General features: G+C 50.3%; 19 protein-coding genes. 13 read left to right on the top strand and 6 right to left on the bottom strand.

What is annotated here, in order from left to right; all coding sequences use genetic code 11:
- Positions 1 to 246: 246 nt before the first annotated feature.
- The gene (gene xylR, locus FDW92_RS21170) at positions 247 to 1,425 is read left to right on the top strand and encodes a D-xylose utilization transcriptional activator XylR (RefSeq protein WP_042311672.1); all 1,179 of its coding nucleotides are present in this window, start codon (positions 247 to 249) and stop codon (positions 1,423 to 1,425) included.
- 69 nt (positions 1,426 to 1,494) lie between these two features.
- Here xylR and FDW92_RS21165 read toward each other — a convergent pair whose 3' ends face one another.
- A complete protein-coding gene (locus tag FDW92_RS21165; protein ID WP_042311671.1) occupies positions 1,495 to 2,319 on the bottom strand; it encodes a protein bax in 825 nt (274 codons plus the stop codon).
- Between the two features lie 316 nt (positions 2,320 to 2,635).
- Here FDW92_RS21165 and malS point away from each other — a divergent pair, with 316 nt between their 5' ends.
- Together malS and avtA are read left to right on the top strand one after the other, a co-directional pair.
- Entirely contained in the window at positions 2,636 to 4,666 is a 2,031-nt protein-coding gene (malS, locus tag FDW92_RS21160) for an alpha-amylase (protein WP_137400696.1), read from the top strand.
- Positions 4,667 to 4,800: 134 nt separating this feature from the next.
- A complete protein-coding gene (gene avtA / locus FDW92_RS21155) occupies positions 4,801 to 6,093 on the top strand; it encodes a valine--pyruvate transaminase (protein ID WP_227255157.1) in 1,293 nt (430 codons plus the stop codon).
- Between the two features lie 35 nt (positions 6,094 to 6,128).
- On the opposite strand, the gene FDW92_RS21150 is transcribed toward avtA, so the two are convergent.
- Together FDW92_RS21150 and yiaJ are read right to left on the bottom strand one after the other, a co-directional pair.
- A complete protein-coding gene (locus FDW92_RS21150; protein ID WP_042311665.1) occupies positions 6,129 to 6,602 on the bottom strand; it encodes a 4Fe-4S dicluster domain-containing protein in 474 nt (157 codons plus the stop codon).
- Positions 6,603 to 6,719: 117 nt separating this feature from the next.
- Positions 6,720 to 7,535: an IclR family transcriptional regulator YiaJ gene (gene yiaJ, locus FDW92_RS21145; RefSeq protein ID WP_038642923.1), complete on the bottom strand. Its 816-nt coding sequence runs from the start codon at positions 7,533 to 7,535 to the stop codon at positions 6,720 to 6,722.
- Positions 7,536 to 7,752: 217 nt separating this feature from the next.
- Between yiaJ and yiaK the strand changes: the two genes are divergently transcribed.
- The 8 genes from yiaK (at position 7,753) to araD (ending at position 15,326) form a co-directional block, all read left to right on the top strand.
- On the top strand, positions 7,753 to 8,751 hold the full coding sequence (gene yiaK / locus FDW92_RS21140) for a 3-dehydro-L-gulonate 2-dehydrogenase (protein WP_042311663.1): 999 nt from the start codon (positions 7,753 to 7,755) through the stop codon (positions 8,749 to 8,751).
- Positions 8,752 to 8,762: 11 nt separating this feature from the next.
- Positions 8,763 to 9,227: a YhcH/YjgK/YiaL family protein gene (locus FDW92_RS21135; RefSeq protein WP_042311660.1), complete on the top strand. Its 465-nt coding sequence runs from the start codon at positions 8,763 to 8,765 to the stop codon at positions 9,225 to 9,227.
- A 13-nt stretch (positions 9,228 to 9,240) separates the two neighbouring features.
- Positions 9,241 to 10,173: a DUF4862 family protein gene (locus FDW92_RS21130; protein ID WP_042311658.1), complete on the top strand. Its 933-nt coding sequence runs from the start codon at positions 9,241 to 9,243 to the stop codon at positions 10,171 to 10,173.
- A gap of 26 nt (positions 10,174 to 10,199) precedes the next feature.
- Positions 10,200 to 11,519, top strand: a complete 1,320-nt coding sequence (locus tag FDW92_RS21125; RefSeq protein ID WP_042311656.1) for an MFS transporter — start codon at positions 10,200 to 10,202, stop codon at positions 11,517 to 11,519.
- A 100-nt stretch (positions 11,520 to 11,619) separates the two neighbouring features.
- Positions 11,620 to 13,122 (top strand): FGGY-family carbohydrate kinase, encoded by a 1,503-nt coding sequence (locus tag FDW92_RS21120; RefSeq protein WP_042311654.1) that lies wholly within the window; start codon positions 11,620 to 11,622, stop codon positions 13,120 to 13,122.
- The gene (gene ulaD, locus FDW92_RS21115; RefSeq protein WP_042311650.1) at positions 13,122 to 13,784 is read left to right on the top strand and encodes a 3-keto-L-gulonate-6-phosphate decarboxylase UlaD; all 663 of its coding nucleotides are present in this window, start codon (positions 13,122 to 13,124) and stop codon (positions 13,782 to 13,784) included. The genes FDW92_RS21120 and ulaD overlap by 1 nt, the downstream gene beginning before the upstream one ends.
- Positions 13,777 to 14,637: an L-ribulose-5-phosphate 3-epimerase gene (locus tag FDW92_RS21110; protein WP_042311646.1), complete on the top strand. Its 861-nt coding sequence runs from the start codon at positions 13,777 to 13,779 to the stop codon at positions 14,635 to 14,637. Before ulaD ends, FDW92_RS21110 begins: the two co-directional genes overlap by 8 nt.
- Positions 14,631 to 15,326 (top strand): L-ribulose-5-phosphate 4-epimerase, encoded by a 696-nt coding sequence (araD, locus tag FDW92_RS21105; protein ID WP_042311643.1) that lies wholly within the window; start codon positions 14,631 to 14,633, stop codon positions 15,324 to 15,326. The genes FDW92_RS21110 and araD overlap by 7 nt, the downstream gene beginning before the upstream one ends.
- A 40-nt stretch (positions 15,327 to 15,366) precedes the next feature.
- On the opposite strand, the gene FDW92_RS21100 is transcribed toward araD, so the two are convergent.
- Both FDW92_RS21100 and FDW92_RS21095 read right to left on the bottom strand, forming a co-directional pair.
- On the bottom strand, positions 15,367 to 17,292 hold the full coding sequence (locus tag FDW92_RS21100; RefSeq protein WP_042311641.1) for a methyl-accepting chemotaxis protein: 1,926 nt from the start codon (positions 17,290 to 17,292) through the stop codon (positions 15,367 to 15,369).
- 177 nt (positions 17,293 to 17,469) lie between these two features.
- Positions 17,470 to 17,859, bottom strand: a complete 390-nt coding sequence (locus FDW92_RS21095) for a helix-turn-helix domain-containing protein (protein WP_042311638.1) — start codon at positions 17,857 to 17,859, stop codon at positions 17,470 to 17,472.
- A gap of 423 nt (positions 17,860 to 18,282) precedes the next feature.
- Between FDW92_RS21095 and FDW92_RS21090 the strand changes: the two genes are divergently transcribed.
- Both FDW92_RS21090 and FDW92_RS21085 read left to right on the top strand, forming a co-directional pair.
- Positions 18,283 to 19,083, top strand: coding sequence for a winged helix-turn-helix domain-containing protein (locus FDW92_RS21090; protein ID WP_052511198.1), 801 nt, complete (start codon positions 18,283 to 18,285; stop codon positions 19,081 to 19,083).
- Positions 19,073 to 19,546 (top strand): hypothetical protein, encoded by a 474-nt coding sequence (locus FDW92_RS21085; RefSeq protein WP_137349121.1) that lies wholly within the window; start codon positions 19,073 to 19,075, stop codon positions 19,544 to 19,546. The genes FDW92_RS21090 and FDW92_RS21085 overlap by 11 nt, the downstream gene beginning before the upstream one ends.
- 4 nt (positions 19,547 to 19,550) lie before the next feature.
- Here the strand turns inward: FDW92_RS21085 and FDW92_RS21080 are convergent, their stop codons facing one another.
- On the bottom strand, positions 19,551 to 20,363 hold the full coding sequence (locus FDW92_RS21080; protein ID WP_042311635.1) for an AraC family transcriptional regulator: 813 nt from the start codon (positions 20,361 to 20,363) through the stop codon (positions 19,551 to 19,553).
- Positions 20,364 to 20,495: the final 132 nt, after the last annotated feature.

Here is a 20,495-nt window from a genome sequence, read left to right as displayed (position 1 = left end):
CAAACGTGCGCTGGCTCCCAAAAAATCGCATTGAAAAAAGAATTAAAAAAGCGATCGCGATCGAAGGTTCATCATTAAACAAAAAACCATAATGCGCAGATAAAAAATGGCAATTGTCATCCCGCGTTCAGTATGTGAATTTTGCGTAGAATCAGAAAATAAAAATTTGTCACGCTTCATCAAGCAGTCGTACCTGCGGTTTTGCTAGTATCGACAGGCCACGTTAACCTTCCAGGACAGGTTCTTATGTTTGATAAACGTCACCGCATCACTCTATTATTTAATGCCAATAAAGCCTACGACCGCCAGGTGGTAGAAGGGGTGGGTGAATATTTACAGGCATCGCAATCAGAGTGGGATATATTCATTGAGGAAGATTTCCGCGCCCGCATTGATAATATCAAAGACTGGTTAGGCGATGGTGTTATTGCTGATTATGACGACGATGACATTGCACAATTACTTGCCGATGTGGATGTTCCTATCATCGGCGTCGGGGGTTCCTACCATGCGGAAAAGGATTATCCGCCGGTACATTACATTGCCACCGATAACCACGCGCTGGTAGAAAGCGCTTTCCTGCATCTGAAAGAAAAAGGGATCAACCGGTTCGCATTCTACGGACTGCCCGCTTCAAGCGGCAAACGCTGGGCCGCTGAACGTGAATATGCGTTTTGCCAACTGGTCGCGAAAGAAAAGTACCGTGGGGTTGTCTATCAGGGATTGGAAACCGCGCCGGAAAACTGGCAGCACGCGCAAAACCGTCTGGCGGACTGGCTGCAGACTCTGCCGCCGCAAACCGGCATTATCGCCGTCACCGACGCGCGAGCGCGGCACGTCCTGCAAGCTTGCGAACACCTGCATATTCCAGTCCCGGAAAAACTGTGCGTGATTGGTATCGACAACGAAGAACTGACCCGTTACCTGTCGCGGGTGGCGCTGTCATCCGTTGCTCAGGGGGCCAGGCAGATGGGGTATCAGGCCGCTAAGCTTTTGCACCGCTTACTGGCGAGTGAAGAACTACCGCTGCAACGCATACTGGTCCCTCCAGTGCGCGTCATTGAACGCCGTTCAACTGACTACCGTTCATTGACCGATCCGGCGGTGATACAGGCGATGCACTTTATCCGCAACCATGCCTGCAAAGGCATTAAAGTCGAACAGGTACTGGATGCAGTGGGGATTTCGCGGTCGAACCTGGAGAAACGTTTTAAAGAAGAGGTCGGAGAAACTATCCATGCGGTGATTCATGCCGAAAAGCTGGAAAAAGCGCGCAGCCTGTTGATTTCGACCACGCTTTCAATCAACGAAATTTCACAAATGTGCGGCTATCCATCTTTGCAATACTTCTATTCCGTCTTCAAGAAAGAGTACGACACGACGCCAAAAGAGTATCGCGATGTGAATAGTGAAGTATTGCTATAGAGGGAATTGCCGGATGGCAGCTTCGTCTGATCCGGCCTACAAGATGATTTGTAGACCGGATTACACACGTTACATATGCGCGGCGATTAAGCGCTGGTTATCCTGATACATTGCGAACAGATAGTTGTTGTAGCTCTGTCCCTTAGTGGAATAACCCTTCAGCTTATGGATCATCGCAGTAGCGGTGACTTCCTGATCGGCTTTACGCAGTTGCGCGCGTGACTTACGGAAAGAAGAGTAAGCAGGGTGCGTATTCAGGTTAATGACATAGGCATTGACTGACTCTTTCACTGATTCAAACTGTGAGTAGCCTTTCACCTTACCCGGGGCATTGTTACAACGCCCTTTGCCACATTTCATGCCAAACAGGTTGTTGTTGCTCCGCGCCAGCTTCGATGTCCCCCAGCCGCTTTCAGCCGCAGCCATGGTTGCCACCATACTGGTCGGGATAATGTCTACACGCTCAAGCAGCGTATTCCACGGAATTTTACGCGTGTTACCTGACCAGCTCACCTTATAGCGCTTGGCGATGTCTTTCATCCGCGTACGCTCTGTCGGCGACCAGCGATTCTGGTACTGTTTTGAAATCAGCCAGTTACGATCCGCCGTAATGGCAGCATTTTGGCTGGTAATATAAGGCATAACCGTCCGGAGAAACGCTTTTTTCCTTGGTGTTCCGGAAGGGTATTTTCGCAAATCAGGAAGTGAACTACTCTTTGCACTATTGCGAGAATACTCTTGTTTACTGCTAACCTGTTTATTACTTGCCTTGATTACCTGGGGCTTGTGACTCGTTGTCGCCGTGTGTGTCTTTGCCAGCACCTCACCCGAAAATGCAACGGTGAGTAACATAAGAATCATTGCCCCATATCGTCGAATGGGAGTCAATATCATTAGGTCTCCTGGTCGGATTTATACATTCCAACACCTTATATTTTTCACAAAAATGAGAGATGAATCTCAAATCATATCAAAAATAACGGTCAAGAGCACCCAAAGGAATAGTCCAATTCTGAAACTATGTCACGCGTTAACGATTCGGGGCGCCATTAATTTGATGAAAATGTGGGGGTTATCGCAAAATTAGTTCATTTTTTGCGCGCATTAGCTCACCCTCACTTCTCCTCCTGGCGGAATCAGCTCAAAGGAGGAGTTTCCGGCCTGATTTCACTGGCAAACTGGCGAAAATCGCAGCATCAAGGACAGCATTATGAAACTTGCCGCCGTTGCGCTGGCGCTACTACCCGGAATTGCCATCGCCTCAACATGGACCTCTCAGGGACTTCCCACCTTCGAAGCGGAAGGTACGGGTAAATTCGTCAGCCATGCAGCGTTGACGAAGGGTACTCGTCCTTTAATTCTGAATTTTGACCAACAGTGCTGGCAGCCCGCTGACACGATAAAACTCAATCAGATGCTGTCGCTCAAACCGTGTGAAGGCGCGCCGCCGCAGTGGCGTTTATTCAAGGACGGCGATTACACGCTGGAAGTCGATACCCGCTCCGGCACGCCAACGCTGATGCTCTCAGTCAAAAGCGCCGCTGACCCCGTCAGTACTCAAATTCGCCAGTGTCCGAAATGGGATGGTTCGCCATTAACGCTCGACGTCAGTCAGACCTTCCCGGAAGGCACCGTAGTGCGCGACTACTATAGCAACCGAACGGCAACGGTAAAAAACGGGTCGATTACCCTGCAGCCCGCCGCAACCAGTAACGGGTTGTTGCTGCTGGAACGGGCGGAAACCAACGCCCCCGCCGCTTTCGACTGGCATAACGCGACGGTGTATTTCGTCCTGACGGACCGCTTTATGAATGGCGATCCGGGCAATGACCACAGCTACGGTCGGCGCAACGACGGTATGCAGGAAATTGGCACCTTCCACGGCGGCGATTTACGCGGTCTTGCCAGCAAACTCGACTATCTGCAACAACTGGGCGTCAATGCGCTATGGATCAGCGCGCCGTTTGAGCAAATCCACGGCTGGGTCGGCGGTGGCACCAAAGGCGATTTTCCCCACTACGCCTATCATGGCTACTACACTCAGGACTGGACCACGCTCGACGCTAATATGGGCAACGAAAACGATCTGCGCGCGCTGGTTGACGGCGCTCACGAGCGCGGTATCCGTGTCCTGTTCGATGTCGTGATGAACCATGCTGGTTACGCCACGCTGGCGGATATGCAGGAATATCAGTTTGGGGCGTTGTACTTATCAGGCGATGAGCTGAAAAACACGCTCGGCGAACGCTGGACGGACTGGAAGCCAGCCGCCGGGCAGAGCTGGCATAGCTTTAATGATTACATCAACTTCAGCGATAAAACCGGCTGGGAAAAATGGTGGGGCAAAAACTGGATCCGCACCGATATTGGCGATTACGACAACCCTGGTTTTGACGACTTGACCATGTCGCTGGCTTTCCTGCCCGATCTGAAAACCGAATCCACCACGCCTTCCGGCCTGCCTAATTTTTATCAGCACAAACCAGATACTCACGCCAAAGCTATCGCCGGCTACACGCCCCGTGACTATCTGACCCACTGGCTCAGTCAGTGGGTGCGCGATTATGGAATTGACGGCTTTCGGGTCGATACCGCCAAACACGTTGAGCTGCCCGCCTGGCAGCAGCTCAAAACACAGGCCAGCGCGGCGCTGGTCGAATGGAAGAAAGCCAACCCGGACAAAGCGCTGGATGATAAACCCTTCTGGATGACCGGTGAAGCCTGGGGTCACGGCGTCATGCAAAGCGACTATTATCGTCACGGTTTCGACGCGATGATCAATTTCGACTATCAGGAGCAGGCGGCGAAAGCCGTTGATTGTCTGGCAAATATGGATCTCACCTGGCAGCAGATGGCGGAAAAACTGCAGGGTTTCAACGTCCTGAGCTATCTCTCCTCCCATGATACCCAGCTGTTTCGCGAGGGTGGAGACAAAGCCGCCGAGCTATTGCTACTGGCGCCTGGGGCAGTACAACTGTTTTACGGTGACGAGTCGGCCCGGCCTTTTGGCCCCACGGGTTCCGATCCCTTGCAGGGTACGCGCTCAGAGATGAACTGGCAGGATGTGACCGGGAAATCTGCCGCCAGCGTCGCCCACTGGCAACGTATCAGCCAGTTCAGGGCCAGACATCCCGCCATTGGCGCCGGTAAACAAACCACGCTGACATTGAAGCAGGGATACGGATTCGTCCGTGAACATGGCAACGATAAAGTTATGGTGGTGTGGGCCGGTCAGCACTGATCCTGACGGGCTTCTCGTACTCGCTGATGCGAGAAGCCCAATTCACGATAAAACACCACCCCGACAAAAATCTGCAGCACAAAACATCAATCCAGCCTGATACCCCTGATTTGCACCCCGCCATAGGTAGCGTTATGGTTAGCCACTTTACTACTCAGTTCGACAGACCACCTGCTATGACATTCTCACTTTTTGGCGACAAATTTACCCGCCATTCAGGCATCACACGCCTGATGGAGGACCTCAACGATGGCTTACGCACACCAGGCGCCATCATGCTCGGCGGCGGTAATCCGGCGCAAATCCCAGAGATGAAAAATTACTTTCAGTCTCTGCTGGCAGATATGCTGGAAAACGGCAAAGCCACTGATGCGCTTTGCAATTATGACGGTCCACAAGGTAAAACCGAGCTACTGGCCGAGCTGGCGAAACTGCTACGTGAGAAGCAGGGTTGGGATATCGAGCCACAAAATATTGCACTGACAAATGGCAGTCAGAGCGCATTTTTCTACTTATTCAATCTCTTCGCCGGACGCCGCGCCGACGGAACAACACAAAAAGTGTTGTTCCCATTAGCGCCGGAATATATTGGCTATGCCGATTCCGGGCTGGAAGAAGAACTCTTTGTCTCTGCACGCCCAAACATCGAACTGTTACCAGAAGGGCAGTTTAAGTATCACGTTGATTTTGAACATCTGCACATCGGTGAAGAAACGGGGATGATCTGCGTGTCGCGCCCGACTAACCCGACAGGCAACGTGATCACCGACGAAGAGCTGATGAAGCTGGATCGGCTGGCCAACCAGCACGGCATCCCGTTGGTGATCGATAACGCGTATGGCGTACCGTTCCCTGGCATCATTTTTAGCGAAGCGCGACCGCTGTGGAACCCAAACATTGTGCTGTGCATGAGCCTTTCTAAGCTGGGTCTGCCAGGCTCCCGCTGCGGCATCATTATCGCCAATGAAAAAATCATCACCGCCATCACCAATATGAACGGCATTATCAGCCTTGCGCCCGGCGGAATGGGACCAGCGATGATGTGCGAAATGATTAAACGTAACGATCTTCTGCGCCTTTCTGAGACAGTGATCAAACCGTTTTATTACCAGCGCGTTCAGCAGACTATTGCGATCATTCGCCGCTATTTACCTGAAGATCGCTGTCTCATCCATAAACCAGAAGGGGCGATTTTCCTGTGGTTATGGTTCAAAGATTTGCCGATCACCACCGAGCTGCTGTATCAGCGCCTGAAAGCGCGCGGCGTGCTGATGGTTCCCGGTGACTACTTCTTCCCGGGGCTGGATAAACCCTGGCCGCATACTCATCAGTGCATGCGCATGAATTACGTTCCAGAGCCGGAGAAAATCGAAGCTGGCGTGAAGATTCTGGCGGAAGAGATCGAGCGCGCCTGGCTGGAAGGCTAACGCAAATCCCGACCCGAGCGTGGGTCGGGATCGCTTCACAGAGGCTGTGAACGCAGACGCTGTCGCTGCATACTGACAGCATCAATACACTGCAAGGCATTGGTCGGGCAGGCTTCTACACATGCAGGTCCCGTCTCGCGATGCCAGCACAAATCACATTTTATCGCCTGCGCCCGTGCCGTTCGTGCGACAACATTCATCGCCCCAAACGGACATGCGATCATGCAGCTTTTACAGCCAATACACTGCGCCTGTTCAACGAAGATATGCCCATGTTCACGACGAATAGCGTGCGTTGGGCACACATTAGCGCAGGGAGCATCTTCGCACTGATGACAGGCTACTGCCGTCGTAAAGGCATCGTCTTTAATCACCCGAATCCGCGGGATAAACGCCGCGGAGGAGACCGATGCGCAATCCTGATTTTCCTGATGTGCGACAACGCAGGCAACTTCGCAGGTACGACACCCAATACATTTTGCCGCATCCGCCATAATAAACTCGTTCATTGCCTCCTCCGTCAGAGTGAAAACCACAGATTGCCAGAGAGAGACTCCCTGCTGCCTTGATCGGACAGGGGAAACGGTTAAATTTTGTCAGGTGACTGAACGACGCCAGGCATGCGCCTAATCGCGAACGGTAAAGCCCAGCTCATTGGAAATTGCCTGAGCGGTTTCGCGCAGCGGCTTAAGTAAATTCTTTTCCCCTACCTGCTTCAGACGTGAGGTAGAAAGTGAAATCGACACCGAATACGGCACCCGACCGTGAATATCAAACACCGGCACGGCAATACAGGAAACCCCCAGCTCGTTCTCTTCTCGATCCATCGCCATACTGCTTTCGCGGATTTGCGCCAGTTCGTCATACATCGCCGGTAAACCGGTAATGGTATTGCGGGTCAGAGGCTGAATCAGATCCTGATGGCTCTCCCAGTAGGACGCCACGTAATCCGCATGCCCAAACGCCATATAGATTTTGCCCATCGCGGAGCAGTACAGCGGCATATGCTGGCCGATATAGGCGCGGGTACGCAGCATGCCCGTTGTCGGCTCGAGCTTATAGATCAAAATAGCGTGGTCATCTTCACGGCTGGAGAAGTTGATGGTTTCGCCGGTGGCAATATTCAGCGCTTCAAGGTGCGGCGCGGCGACATGGATAATATTCAGTGACGACAGCGCCTTCTGCCCAACGGCGATAAATTTAGTGGTCAGCCGATAGCTGCCCGCAGCGGGTGCGGGTGTGACATAGCCGCAGGACTGCAATCCTTGCAGGAGTCGATGCACGGTACTTTTGTTCAGCCCCGCCAGTTCAGACAGGTGGGCCAGCGGGCACCCATTCGGATAGTTGCTCAGGATCTCAATCAACATCAAACCACGGAACAGGCTCTGACTTCCTGCTGGCCTCTCTTTGTCTTGCGTCATTTCACTCTCTTTTGTGCCCATTTTTTCCGCTCCCCTTTTCGTCGCGCTCTGATGGTAGCGCAAAGTGTGTTTCAGTTCACGATCTGAACCAAAAAAACACAACTATTTGATTTTGCAGATTTTAAAAAACAGACCACCCCGTTGATCTGTTAAATTTTGATCGCTATATTTGAAATCAGATTTCGCATAGTGAAATTTAGAGATAAAAAAGCGATCAAATTTAAACAAGGAAACAGGAATGAAAGTCACCTTTGAACAGTTAAAAGATGCGTTCAATCGGGTACTGCTGGCACGCGGTATCGCCGTTGAAACCGCCGATGCCTGTGCCGAAATGTTCGCGCGCACCACCGAATCCGGCGTCTATTCGCATGGCGTCAACCGTTTTCCCCGCTTCATTCAACAACTGGATAACGGCGACATCATTCCTGAAGCCAAACCACTGCGCATCACCAGCCTGGGGGCGATTGAGCAATGGGATGCCCAGCGTTCGATCGGCAACCTGACGGCGAAAAAGATGATGGACCGGGCCATTGAGCTGGCCTCCGATCACGGTATTGGTCTGGTGGCGCTGCGTAACGCCAACCACTGGATGCGTGGCGGCAGCTATGGCTGGCAGGCCGCGGAGAAAGGGTACATTGGTATCTGCTGGACCAACTCAATTGCCGTCATGCCGCCGTGGGGTTCGAAGGAGTGCCGCATTGGTACTAACCCGCTGATTGTCGCCATCCCCTCCACGCCAATCACCATGGTTGATATGTCGATGTCGATGTTCTCCTACGGCATGCTGGAAGTGAATCGCCTGGCCGGTCGCGAACTGCCGGTAGACGGTGGCTTTGACGATGAAGGCAATCTCACCAAAGAGCCTGGCATTATCGAAAAAAATCGTCGCATTCTGCCAATGGGTTACTGGAAAGGTTCAGGTCTGTCGATTGTGCTGGATATGATTGCCACCCTGCTTTCTGACGGCTCTTCCGTTGCGGAGGTCACTCAGGATAACAGCGACGAATATGGCGTTTCGCAGATTTTCATCGCCATTGAAGTGGATAAGCTGATCGATGGCGCCACGCGCGATGCCAAACTACAGCGGATTATGGATTTCATCACCACCGCCGAACGCGCGGATGAAAACACGCCTGTTCGTCTGCCAGGCCACGAGTTTACAAAGCTACTGGAAGAAAATCGCCGTAACGGTATCACCATTGATGACAGCGTCTGGGCAAAAATTCAGTCGCTGTAAGGAGCAACACCATGATCTTTGGACATATTGCTCAGCCTAATCCGTGTCGTTTGCCCGCAGCGATTGAAAGGGCGCTCGACTTCCTGCGCACCACGGATTTCCGCAAACTGGAGCCGGGCGTGGTGGAGATAGACGGTAAAAATATCTTCGCGCAAATTATCGATTTAACCACGCGTGACGCTGCCGAAAATCGCCCTGAAGTACATCGCCGCTATCTGGATATTCAGTTTTTAGCCTGGGGTGAAGAAAAAATCGGTATCGCCATTGATACCGGAAATAACCAAATCAGCGAATCGTTATTAGAACAGCGCGATATTATTTTTTATCACGCCAGCGAACATGAATCTTTTATTGAAATGATTCCGGGAAGTTACGCCATATTTTTCCCGCAGGATGTTCATCGTCCAGCATGTCATAAAACTGTCGCCACGCCGATCCGCAAAATAGTCGTGAAGGTTGCTATTTCAGTTTTATAAAAGGAGCACAAAAATGAAAGCTAACACTACCGGTTATATTATCGGTGCGTACCCTTGTGCACCCTCATTTCACCAAAAGAGTGAAGAGGAAGAGAAGGACTTCTGGCGTCAACTCTCCGATACCCCGGATATTCGCGGACTGGAGCAGCCCTGCCTTGAGCATCTGCATCCGTTAGGTGACGAGTGGTTATTGCGCCATACGCCAGGCGAGTGGCAAATCGTGGTCACAGCGATTATGGAGACCATGCGCCGTCGTGGTAACAATAGCGGTTTTGGGCTGGCCTCCAGCAACGAAGAGCAGCGTCAGGCCTGTGTGGCGTATTACCGCCATCTGCACCAGAAAATCAACCATATTAATGCGGCCAGTGCCGGGAAAATAATCGCCCTTGAACTGCATGCCGCTCCACTGGCAAGCAACCCAAATGTCGCTCAGGCCACCGACGCGTTTGCCCGTTCGCTCCAGGAAATTACCCGTTGGGACTGGTCCTGCGATCTGGTACTGGAACATTGCGATGCTATGACTGGCCCCGCACCACGCAAAGGATTTTTGCCGTTAGAAAACGTACTGGACGCGATCGCCGGTTACGACATCAGCGTGTGTATTAACTGGGCGCGATCGGCGATTGAAGGGCAGGACCTCGCCCTACCGCTGGCCCACACGCAGCAGGCCAAACGGGCCGGGAAACTGGGCGCGCTGATGTTCTCCGGCACGACGCTGACAGGAGAATACGGCGAGTGGCAGGACCTTCACGCACCATTTGCCCCTTTCTGTCCGCAGAGCCTGATGACCACGGACCATGCCCGCGAATTATTCGCCTGCGCAGGAAGCGATCCATTGCAGTTTGCCGGTATTAAATTGCTGGAAATAAATGCCAATGCAGATGTGAACCATCGCGTAGCGATATTACGCGACGGCATCGCTGCATTAAACAAAGCAAAACTATAAAAATACGACCCTACGAGAATATTAATATGAACATGACCTCTCGCCCTACACTCAAAGATATACCCCGTCAGCGCTGGCTGCGGATTATTCCCCCGATTTTGATCGCTTGTATTATCTCTTATATGGACCGCGTTAATATCGCATTTGCGATGCCCGGCGGTATGGATGAAGAATTAGGTATTTCCGCCACCATGGCCGGTCTGGCTGGCGGGATTTTCTTCATCGGTTATCTGTTTTTACAGGTTCCCGGCGGAAAAATTGCCGTACACGGCAGCGGCAAGAAATTTATCGGCTGGTCGCTGGTTGCCTGGGCGGTTATTTCCGTACTGACGGGATTGATCACTAATCAGTATCAACTGCTGGTTTTGCGTTTCTTACTCGGCGTGGCCGAAGGCGGCATGCTGCCGGTGGTGCTGACGATGATCAGTAACTGGTTCCCCGACGCCGAACGCGGTCGCGCCAATGCGATTGTAATTATGTTCGTGCCTATTGCCGGGATCATTACCGCCCCGCTCTCAGGCTGGATAATCACCGTACTCGACTGGCGCTGGCTGTTCATCATTGAAGGTTTACTCTCCGTCGTCGTTCTGGTGCTGTGGGCCTATACCGTTTACGACCGACCGCAGGAAGCACGCTGGATCTCTGACGCCGAGAAAAATTACCTGGTAGAAACCCTGGCCGCCGAGCAAAAAGCGATTGCCGGAACAGAGGTCAAAAATGCCTCTCTGGGCGCGGTGCTGTCCGACAAAACCATGTGGCAACTTATCGCGCTGAACTTCTTCTATCAGACTGGGATTTACGGTTACACCCTGTGGCTGCCGACCATCCTCAAAGAGTTGACCCACAGCAGCATGGGGCAAGTTGGCATGCTCGCTATTCTGCCGTACGTCGGCGCGATTGCCGGGATGTTCCTGTTCTCTTCCCTCTCTGACCGGACCGGCAAACGCAAACTGTTCGTCTGCCTGCCGCTGATTGGCTTTGCCCTGTGCATGTTCCTCTCTGTAGCACTGAAAAATAACGTCTGGCTGGCTTATGCCGCACTGGTTGGCTGCGGATTCTTCCTGCAATCGGCTGCAGGCGTGTTCTGGACTATTCCGGCGCGTTTGTTCAGCGCGGAAATGGCCGGTGGCGCACGTGGGGTCATCAATGCGTTGGGTAACCTCGGCGGTTTCTGCGGTCCTTACGCGGTCGGCGTACTTATCACCCTGTACAGCAAAGATGCAGGCGTTTACTGCCTGGCCGTCTCACTGGCTCTGGCCGCGCTGATGGCGCTGCTGCTGCCAGCGAAATGCGACGCGGGCTCCGCACCGCTCAAAACACTGAACCCACATAAACGCACGGCGTAAAACAATGCCCGGGGGCGCTGCGCTTACCGGGCCTACAAAATCAATAAATACCCAAGGCCGGATACGCGCAGCGCCATCCGGCAAAAATGAGATAACTAAGATGAGTGATAGAGAGACCTTTTGGCTGGGGATCGATTGTGGCGGTACCTATCTGAAAGCCGGTTTGTATGATGCCAAAGGTCATGAGCATGGAATTAACCGGCAATCGTTGCAGACTGTATCGCCATTACCGGGTTACGCCGAACGCGATATGCACCAATTGTGGCAACAGTGTGTTGCCACCATTGCCGGGCTGTTGAAGCGCACTGGCGTATCCGGTGAACAAATCAAAGGCATCGGTATTTCCGCTCAGGGCAAGGGACTGTTCCTTCTCGATAAACAGGATAAGCCGCTGGGCAATGCCATTCTCTCTTCCGACCGACGTGCGATGGGCATCGTTCAGCGCTGGCAGCAGGATGGGATCCCCGAGCAGCTCTACCCGATCACCCGCCAGACATTATGGACCGGACATCCCGCATCCCTCCTGCGCTGGGTGAAAGAAAATGAACCGCAACGCTACGCGCAAATCGGCAGCGTCATGATGGGCCATGACTACCTGCGCTGGTGCTTAACCGGCGTGAAAGGCTGCGAAGAGAGCAACATCTCTGAGTCCAACCTCTACAACATGACGACAGGCCAGTACGACCCGCGTCTGACCCAGTGGCTGGGCATCAGTGAAGTCGACAATGCGCTACCGCCTATTGTCGGTTCAGCAGAAATATGCGGGGAAATCACCGCTCAAACAGCCGCCATAACCGGTCTGGCGGCGGGTACTCCCGTCGTCGGCGGTCTGTTTGATGTGGTTTCCACCGCACTCTGCGCCGGGATCGAAGATGAACACACCCTCAACGCGGTGATGGGAACCTGGGCCGTCACCAGCGGGATCGCTCACGGCCTGCGCAACCACGAAGCGCATCCTTACGTCTATGGCCGCTATGTCAATGATGGGCAGTACATCGTTCACGAAGCCAGCCCGACCTCTTCCGGCAATCTGGAGTGGTTTACCGCCCAGTGGGGCGAACTCTCTTTCGATGAGATCAACCAGGCCGTTGCCAGCTTGCCAAAAGCCAGTAGCGATCTTTTATTCCTGCCTTTTTTGTATGGCAGTAACGCCGGGATGGAGATGACCAGCGGTTTTTATGGCATGCAGGCTATACACACCCGTGCCTACTTGTTACAGGCCATCTACGAAGGCGTGGTTTTCAGCCATATGACCCACCTCAACCGTATGCGTGAGCGCTTTACCAAGGCGCATACCCTGCGCGTTACCGGTGGTCCGGCGCATTCCAACGTCTGGATGCAAATGCTGGCGGACGTCAGCGGTTTACGTATCGAACTGCCTCAGGTTGAAGAGACAGGCTGCTTTGGCGCAGCGCTCGCCGCCCGCGTAGGCACCGGTGTTTATCACAATTTCAGCGATGCCCAGCGCAGCTTACAGCACCCGGTACGTACCCTGTTGCCGGACGCCGCGGCGCATGCGAACTATCAGCGCAAATACCGCCAATACCAGAATTTAATTACCGCACTGCAGGGCTATCACGCCCGTATTAAGGAGCACGAATAATGAGTCGACCATTACTGCAACTGGCGCTTGACCACACGAATCTGCAAGCGGCCCAACGCGATGTCGCGCTGCTACAGGAAAGTGTCGATATCGTTGAGGCAGGCACTATTCTCTGCTTAACCGAAGGCCTTTCCGCCGTGAAAGCGCTGCGAGCACAGTGCCCGAATAAAATCATCGTCGCCGACTGGAAGGTGGCCGATGCGGGCGAAACTCTCGCACAGCAGGCGTTTGACGCAGGCGCCAACTGGATGACCATCATCTGCGCCGCACCGCTCGCTACGGTGGAAAAAGGCCATGGCGTCGCGCAGTCCTGCGGCGGCGAAATTCAGATGGAACTGTTCGGCAACTGGACCCTGGATGATGCCCGCGACTGGTATCGCGTCGGCGTTCGCCAGGCGATTTACCATCGTGGACGCGATGCGCAGGCCAGCGGTCAACTGTGGGGGGAAGCGGATCTGGCGCGGATGAAGGCGCTTTCTGATATCGGTCTGGAGCTGTCGATTACCGGTGGAATTACGCCCGCCGACCTGCCGCTGTTTCGCGACATCAACGTCAAAGCCTTTATCGCCGGACGCGCGCTGGCGGGAGCACAAAACCCGGCGCAGGTGGCCGCCGAATTCCATGCGCAAATCGACGCCATCTGGGGAGCAAAATATGCGTAACCATCCGTTAGGTATCTATGAAAAAGCGCTGGCCAAAGACCTCACCTGGCCGGAGCGGTTAGTGCTGGCGAAAAGCTGCGGTTTTGATTTCGTTGAAATGTCGGTAGATGAAACCGATGAACGTCTGTCGCGCCTTGACTGGACTCCTGCCCAGCGCGCATCGCTGGTGAGCGCGATGCTGGAAACCGGCGTGGCCATTCCTTCTATGTGTCTGTCGGCCCACCGCCGTTTTCCCTTTGGCAGTCGCGATGAAGCCGTCCGCGCCCGGGCACGCGACATCATGACCAAAGCCATCCGCCTGGCCCGGGATTTAGGTATTCGCACAATTCAACTGGCCGGTTACGACGTCTATTACGAAGAACATGACGAAGGTACACAGCAGCGCTTTGCCGAGGGGCTGGCATGGGCAGTTGAGCAAGCCGCCGCCGCGCAGGTGATGCTGGCGGTAGAAATCATGGATACCGCATTTATGAACTCGATCAGCAAGTGGAAAAAGTGGGATGAAATGCTCTCATCGCCGTGGTTCACCGTCTACCCGGACGTGGGCAACCTCAGCGCATGGGGTAATGACGTTACGGCTGAATTGACGTTGGGCATCGACCGTATCGCCGCGATCCATCTGAAAGACACGCTGCCGGTAACCGAAACCCATCCGGGCCAGTTTCGCGATGTCCCCTTTGGCGAAGGATGTGTGGACTTTGTGGGCATCTTCAAAACGCTGCATCAATTGAACTATCGCGGATCGTTTCTGATTGAAATGTGGACGGAAAAAGCAAAAGAACCGGTGCTGGAAATTATCCAGGCCCGACGCTGGATAGAAGACCGTATGCAGGAAGGAGGTTTCCCATGTTAGAACAACTGAAAGCCGAGGTACTGGCGGCGAATCTGGCGCTGCCGGCACATGGTTTAGTCACCTTTACCTGGGGTAATGTCAGCGCAGTAGATGAAACACGCAAGCTGATGGTGATCAAGCCATCCGGCGTGGAATATGACGTGATGACCGCCGATGATATGGTGGTGGTGGATATCGCCAGCGGCAACGTGGTTGAAGGCAGTAAAAAACCCTCTTCCGACACGCCAACTCATCTGGCGCTGTATCGCCGTTACCCTGAGATCGGCGGCATTGTGCACACGCACTCACGCCACGCGACAATCTGGTCGCAAGCGGGTCTTGATCTCCCGGCATGGGGCACCACGCATGCCGACTACTTTTACGGCACGATCCCATGTACCCGACTGATGACCATGGAAGAGATCAACGGTGAATATGAATACCAGACCGGCGAAGTGATCATTAAAACGTTTGAGCAACGGGACCTGAACCCGATGCAGGTTCCGGCGGTACTGGTGCATTCACACGGCCCGTTCGCCTGGGGTAAAAACGCCGCGGATGCTGTGCATAACGCAGTGGTACTTGAGGAGTGCGCCTATATGGGGCTGTTCTCACGCCAGTTGGCCCCGCAGTTACCGGATATGCAGCCTGAGTTACTGGATAAACACTATCTACGTAAACATGGCGCGAATGCCTATTACGGGCAGTAGCATAAGTGATAGCCGCTGCCAGTTAGCAGCGGCTAATTATTTAGAATTTAACCCAATTATTGTGATTACTTTCCTGCTTCACAGCTTCTACACTCATTTTTCGAATGCCCATTAGAGTCTGTGGGATGTTATTATATTCATGTAATACGTGGAAAACAGAAATAGCCTCTTCAAGCTTAAGCGCCTGTTCCTCTAACGAACTCGCTGCTGCAGAGGACTCCTCAACCAACGCCGCATTTTGTTGTGTAGTCGTATCCATTTCCGTCATTGCCTGAGCAATTTGAGTAACACCCCGACTTTGCTCACTGGTTGCCAGTGCAATATCCGCCATAATATCGCGCATCCGAATGACTGATTGCTCAATATCCGCAATCGCAATCCCCGAACGTTCAACCAATGCAAAACCGGAATCAACCTGTTTAACCGAATCAGTGATCAATTCCTCAATCTCTTTAGCTGATTGCGCGCTGCGCTGGGCAAGATTACGAACCTCTCCTGCAACAACTGCAAACCCTTTCCCCTGCTCCCCAGCGCGTGCTGCTTCAACGGCAGCATTCAACGCCAGAATATTCGTCTGAAAAGCGATCCCATTAATTACAGAGGTAATTTCCGAAATACGGTGTGAGCTAGTTCGGACGTTTTTCATTGATTCAATAACAACCTGAGAAATTTGGCATCCTTCATTGGCTTTTTTCGCTGCAAGTTCAGACAGCTTTAGCGCATCGTTGGCATTTGCTGCATTAAGTGCAATAGTTGAAGTTAATTCTTCCATACTCGCCGCAGTTTCAACCACAGCAGCCGCTTGTTCTTCTGTACGAGAAGATAAATCAATATTTCCCGATGCTATCTCTGATGAAGAGCGTGCGACACTATCTACACCTTCTCTCACGTCATGAATAATCGTTTTCAGATTGTTATTCATTGTATATATCGACTGCATTAATGAACCCAGTTCATCGCGTCGTTCAGTCTTCAGATCGTGAGTCAGATCCCCTTTGGCAATCTGTTCTGCCAAACGTAAAGTATCCTGAATTGGCAACGTTATCGAGCGCGTAATCAGCCATGCCAATAAAATCCCGATACCAATTCCCACTAAAGCCACAATCTCCATTTGCCATTCAACCGTAGTAGAAACTTCCACCACCCTTTGTTGCATAAGCGCATTAATATCATGAATTCCGTGCGCTAATTCAGCCGCATTTTTTGCCAGCTTACTGGATACTTCAAGCACCTCATTATTTAATTGGCGATAAGGCACAATATCACTGGCGTAACCTTTTATTTCCTTAATAATTTTGTCAAGATAGGATTGCCTCTCGCTTGATAATAATGATTTGAATCGCTCGCCAAGAGCCAGACTTTCATCAATACGGGTTTGTAGCGTATGCAATTTATTTTCTGTCGGTGACTTCAAATATTCACTGAGCAATGTATCCAAATCACTCATCGCAAAACTAAATTGAGATATCATCATCCCGAGTTCTGGCTGCAAAGCTATATCATAGCTCCAGCGGTTTAAGCTCGTTGATTTAGTGTAAAAATCCTGACTATCAAGCCGTTGTTGCATTGCTACCTTTTTCGTCATTAATGAGTCAAACACTTCCCAATCTTCGAAACAATTTTTCAGTGCGCGTTTGCTTCGATTAAGAATATCCAGACCACTTTCAGACCATGTGAAAGCAAACAAATTTTCAAGATGCTGTGACAATTGCGCCATAGCAACCTTATTTTGTTTAACATAAGCGGCATCTCCAGATAACTCATAGCTAATTCGGCTAAGTTTTGCTGCTGCCAAACTTTCGAGGAGTTTGATACTAACTGCATTTTTATCAACACGTTCCTGGATTTGCCTTAAGCCAAACAATCCTGAAGCCATAATAGAAATCATGATGATAAACATCGCAGAAAAACCTAATAGCATCTTTTTATTTAATTTTAAATTTAGAAAAAAGTACTTTATTTTCATATTTATGCCATCCAGTAGAAATGCCCAGAGAAGTGATTAATATTTTCCACTTGATACAGAAACCGGAGTAAGAAATGTTTACCCTGTAAAAAGACCCTGGGCATTACTGCCCAGGATAATATTTCGGAGGCGACATCACGCTCACGAAAAAAACTTTCCACAGGTGTCGGACTTATATTAAAAATCAACTAAACCATATAGCGGTTTTATATTATTCAGTCTTATAATGTAGCCACTGCCTTTAACATTAACAATGGTATCTGCAGGCAACCCTAAAAGGCTCAATTTTTTATTCAAATTACTTACTACTTTGCATAACCGTTGTGTTGAGGCACTTAAGTCATATTTTTCCCAGATATTGCTAAGTAATTCATCTCGCGATACATATCGATTCTCGGCGTTTATCAAAAGATAGATCAACAGACGAAACATCGTACTATTCAGAAATATACCACCAAATAAAATGATGCTATCCATCTTATGTACCGGAAGTCTAAATATTCTGGCTTCTTTAACATCGAAAAAAATTTCTCTACCAATCATAAATCCCTGTAATTGATATTTCATAGTTCAGCGACTCACTTTAACATCAGCCGATGATATCCAGACATTCTCATTCCTCCTTTACTTTCACACTGCAAGTGTAAAGTGATGAAAATTAATTTCAATATACATTCTGTGCACCCTTCCTCTAGCAACATTCCAGCCAAAATCAGAATAAAATGTAAAATAATATACCGGTTAATAAAATGATACTTTTTCAAGCAGCAAATTTACAGAATAAATCTCTAACAAATCGTACGCACTCATAATGACAATGCAAAACCAATTATTTATCTCAAATCACGGATAATAATTCTGTTTGAGTTTCACTGAAGCATTCTGTTGCGTGATAATCACTTCGTTGAGATTGACCTTAAGCCATTCCACTGAAACTGGGTAATGATGTTTGATGATTTATTCTGATTCAGAACGGACTCTCTTTGTTACATGTTGGGCATGAAAGTGAAAAATGTCATCATTATCAATAAATTAATTGTTTTTGAACCTGATAAAAATCGTCTAACTTCTCTAAAGGATTACCCAGAAAGAAACATCTCGCTGCACGCGCCAGTGTCTGCCTGCCTTTTACTGCTGCTACAGCATAACCATCAGCCCGTTACCCAGAAGTATCTGTTCAGTGAAGTATGGGAAAAAAATGGGGCGATTGTCTCCACCAATGCGATATATCAGAGTATTGCGTTGATCAGGAAAGCTCTCAGAGGAGTGGGTCTGGATGAGGAAATCATATTCACTCTGCCAAAAATAGGCTTCAAAGCTGAAGCTCATGTAGTGACAATTCCTTTCGATGAGTTCATGACCGCTCGCACTGCCCGGCAGGTTGCCGTTCCGGTAGAACTCTCCCCCCCGGCAACCGCTGCAAAAAAAAATGTATTCAAGAGTAATTTTCTTCAGCGAACTATATTCATACCACTTCTTGGTGGCATATTTTTACTATTTTTCATTCTCTACTCACATCAGCATGAAAACTCTTTTTATGCTCATTACATAGATATTGGTAAATTACATGGCTGCCAGGTCTACTCGTCATGGTCAGGCAAGGAGAAAAGTACTCAAGTCTTTAACCAGTTCTACGCCAAACAAAACTTAACCTGCCCACCAGCAAAGACTGTATATATGACACTTAATAACTCACAATCCGGAACGTCTATTCTGATATGCCGCGATAAAATAAACTCCTCTCTCGCAAAGTGCAAATCATTATTTTTCATGGAGAAATATGATGACTAAGAAAATTTCTTTATTCTTATGGATTATATTTTTAGCAGGACTGGCGGCCACATTTATCATCCGCTGGCGCACGTCTACCGCGCATAAATATTTTTCCTGTGAAGCCCAATTAACATTGCAGGACCAAATCTCATCTTATGAAGTACTCATGAACTTCACTTTTTCTGGTGATTCGGGTAAATATGAAGCAACCGGTATTTACAGAGATCGACAGGGTCATGAAATAAAAACCAGTAATAAAGTGACTTTTGATTATTGGCGTAAAGGGCAAAATCTTTACCTGTTCTCAAAATCAACAAACGAACTACCTAAAAGGGATATTCCTATCCTTAGCTGGAAACCTGATTTCTTCAGGAAACACAATCGAGGACTTGCCCTGCAAGTCATACAACAGAACGCCGATGGATATTTATTTCTCTACGACCATACCCCTTTATTCTATTGTACACGTAACAACAACTGATCGATTATGAGTTTATATGTTCCTTACAATAGCGCCGTTTCCAGGCCGCTGGAGTCAGGCTGGTATGCTTGCGGAAGATTTTGCGAAAATAGCCCACGTCGTTAAATCCACATCTCCGCGCCACTTCAGTGAGCGACAGCGAATCGCTGATTAACAGTTTTTCTGCCGCCCTCACCCGTTGACGATGCAACGCTTCGGTGAGTGTCAGCCGAAAAGCGCCGCGGAAAACACGTCCCAGATAGTCGGCATTGCAATGCAGTTCTCTCGCCAGCGTTGAAGCACCAATCGGCAGGTGGAACTGGGTGTGGATCATTTGTTGCGCTTTCCATGCCAGCGCATTCCCAGGGCTATCAACAGGTTGCTCACCGGCGGCCGCGGATATTTGCTGCAAAATCAACAACAGGATCAGTTCCAGCGCCATGCTGCGATGAATGTTCTCCTGCTCGCGTAAAAACTGGCGAAACAGCGAAATAATATATTGCGGCTCGCTCACCCTGGTATGCTGAGGAATCGCAAGTAACGGTTCTGTTGATGAAGCATCGTTTCCTGTCGTTAACTCAAAGTGCAGCCAGTAAAATTTTAAATCGGGTGGAAATTGCCCGACGCCAATATGTAAGCGATGCGGCCACAGCAGCAAACTTTCTCCGGCATTCACGCAAAAAACAGTATGGCCTTCGCGAATCGTTAATGTCCCTTTTTCGACAAAGATTATTTCCCAGGATTGCAATTGCCGTGCAGGATGACTGCCGACGCCACGAGAAATAAATAACCCGCCGTTTTGCACTTTAATCGGAAGAGACATGGACAATTCGAGCATATATATTCAAATTCCCGCTTTTTGCATTAATTAAACCGACATTTACCTTTGATTATTCACGATAAAATTGCTTTTCGCCGGATCGAAATCACATTTTCCCAATGAAGTCGGAATTGTCACCTTTTTATACTT

It is taken from the genome of Citrobacter sp. wls706, assembly GCF_005281305.1.
Taxonomy (GTDB): domain Bacteria; phylum Pseudomonadota; class Gammaproteobacteria; order Enterobacterales; family Enterobacteriaceae; genus Citrobacter; species Citrobacter werkmanii.
This window is presented reverse-complemented; position numbering and strand designations above follow the sequence as displayed.

Coding starts and splice junctions, on each gene's coding strand:
- xylR (WP_042311672.1), top strand. CDS start 247: ATGTTTGATAAACGTCACCGCATCACTCTATTATTTAATGCCAATAAA.
- FDW92_RS21165 (WP_042311671.1), bottom strand. CDS start 2,319: ATGATATTGACTCCCATTCGACGATATGGGGCAATGATTCTTATGTTA.
- malS (WP_137400696.1), top strand. CDS start 2,636: ATGAAACTTGCCGCCGTTGCGCTGGCGCTACTACCCGGAATTGCCATC.
- avtA (WP_227255157.1), top strand. CDS start 4,801: ATGGTTAGCCACTTTACTACTCAGTTCGACAGACCACCTGCTATGACA.
- FDW92_RS21150 (WP_042311665.1), bottom strand. CDS start 6,602: ATGAACGAGTTTATTATGGCGGATGCGGCAAAATGTATTGGGTGTCGT.
- yiaJ (WP_038642923.1), bottom strand. CDS start 7,535: ATGGGCACAAAAGAGAGTGAAATGACGCAAGACAAAGAGAGGCCAGCA.
- yiaK (WP_042311663.1), top strand. CDS start 7,753: ATGAAAGTCACCTTTGAACAGTTAAAAGATGCGTTCAATCGGGTACTG.
- FDW92_RS21135 (WP_042311660.1), top strand. CDS start 8,763: ATGATCTTTGGACATATTGCTCAGCCTAATCCGTGTCGTTTGCCCGCA.
- FDW92_RS21130 (WP_042311658.1), top strand. CDS start 9,241: ATGAAAGCTAACACTACCGGTTATATTATCGGTGCGTACCCTTGTGCA.
- FDW92_RS21125 (WP_042311656.1), top strand. CDS start 10,200: ATGAACATGACCTCTCGCCCTACACTCAAAGATATACCCCGTCAGCGC.
- FDW92_RS21120 (WP_042311654.1), top strand. CDS start 11,620: ATGAGTGATAGAGAGACCTTTTGGCTGGGGATCGATTGTGGCGGTACC.
- ulaD (WP_042311650.1), top strand. CDS start 13,122: ATGAGTCGACCATTACTGCAACTGGCGCTTGACCACACGAATCTGCAA.
- FDW92_RS21110 (WP_042311646.1), top strand. CDS start 13,777: ATGCGTAACCATCCGTTAGGTATCTATGAAAAAGCGCTGGCCAAAGAC.
- araD (WP_042311643.1), top strand. CDS start 14,631: ATGTTAGAACAACTGAAAGCCGAGGTACTGGCGGCGAATCTGGCGCTG.
- FDW92_RS21100 (WP_042311641.1), bottom strand. CDS start 17,292: ATGAAAATAAAGTACTTTTTTCTAAATTTAAAATTAAATAAAAAGATG.
- FDW92_RS21095 (WP_042311638.1), bottom strand. CDS start 17,859: ATGAAATATCAATTACAGGGATTTATGATTGGTAGAGAAATTTTTTTC.
- FDW92_RS21090 (WP_052511198.1), top strand. CDS start 18,283: ATGTTGGGCATGAAAGTGAAAAATGTCATCATTATCAATAAATTAATT.
- FDW92_RS21085 (WP_137349121.1), top strand. CDS start 19,073: ATGATGACTAAGAAAATTTCTTTATTCTTATGGATTATATTTTTAGCA.
- FDW92_RS21080 (WP_042311635.1), bottom strand. CDS start 20,363: ATGCTCGAATTGTCCATGTCTCTTCCGATTAAAGTGCAAAACGGCGGG.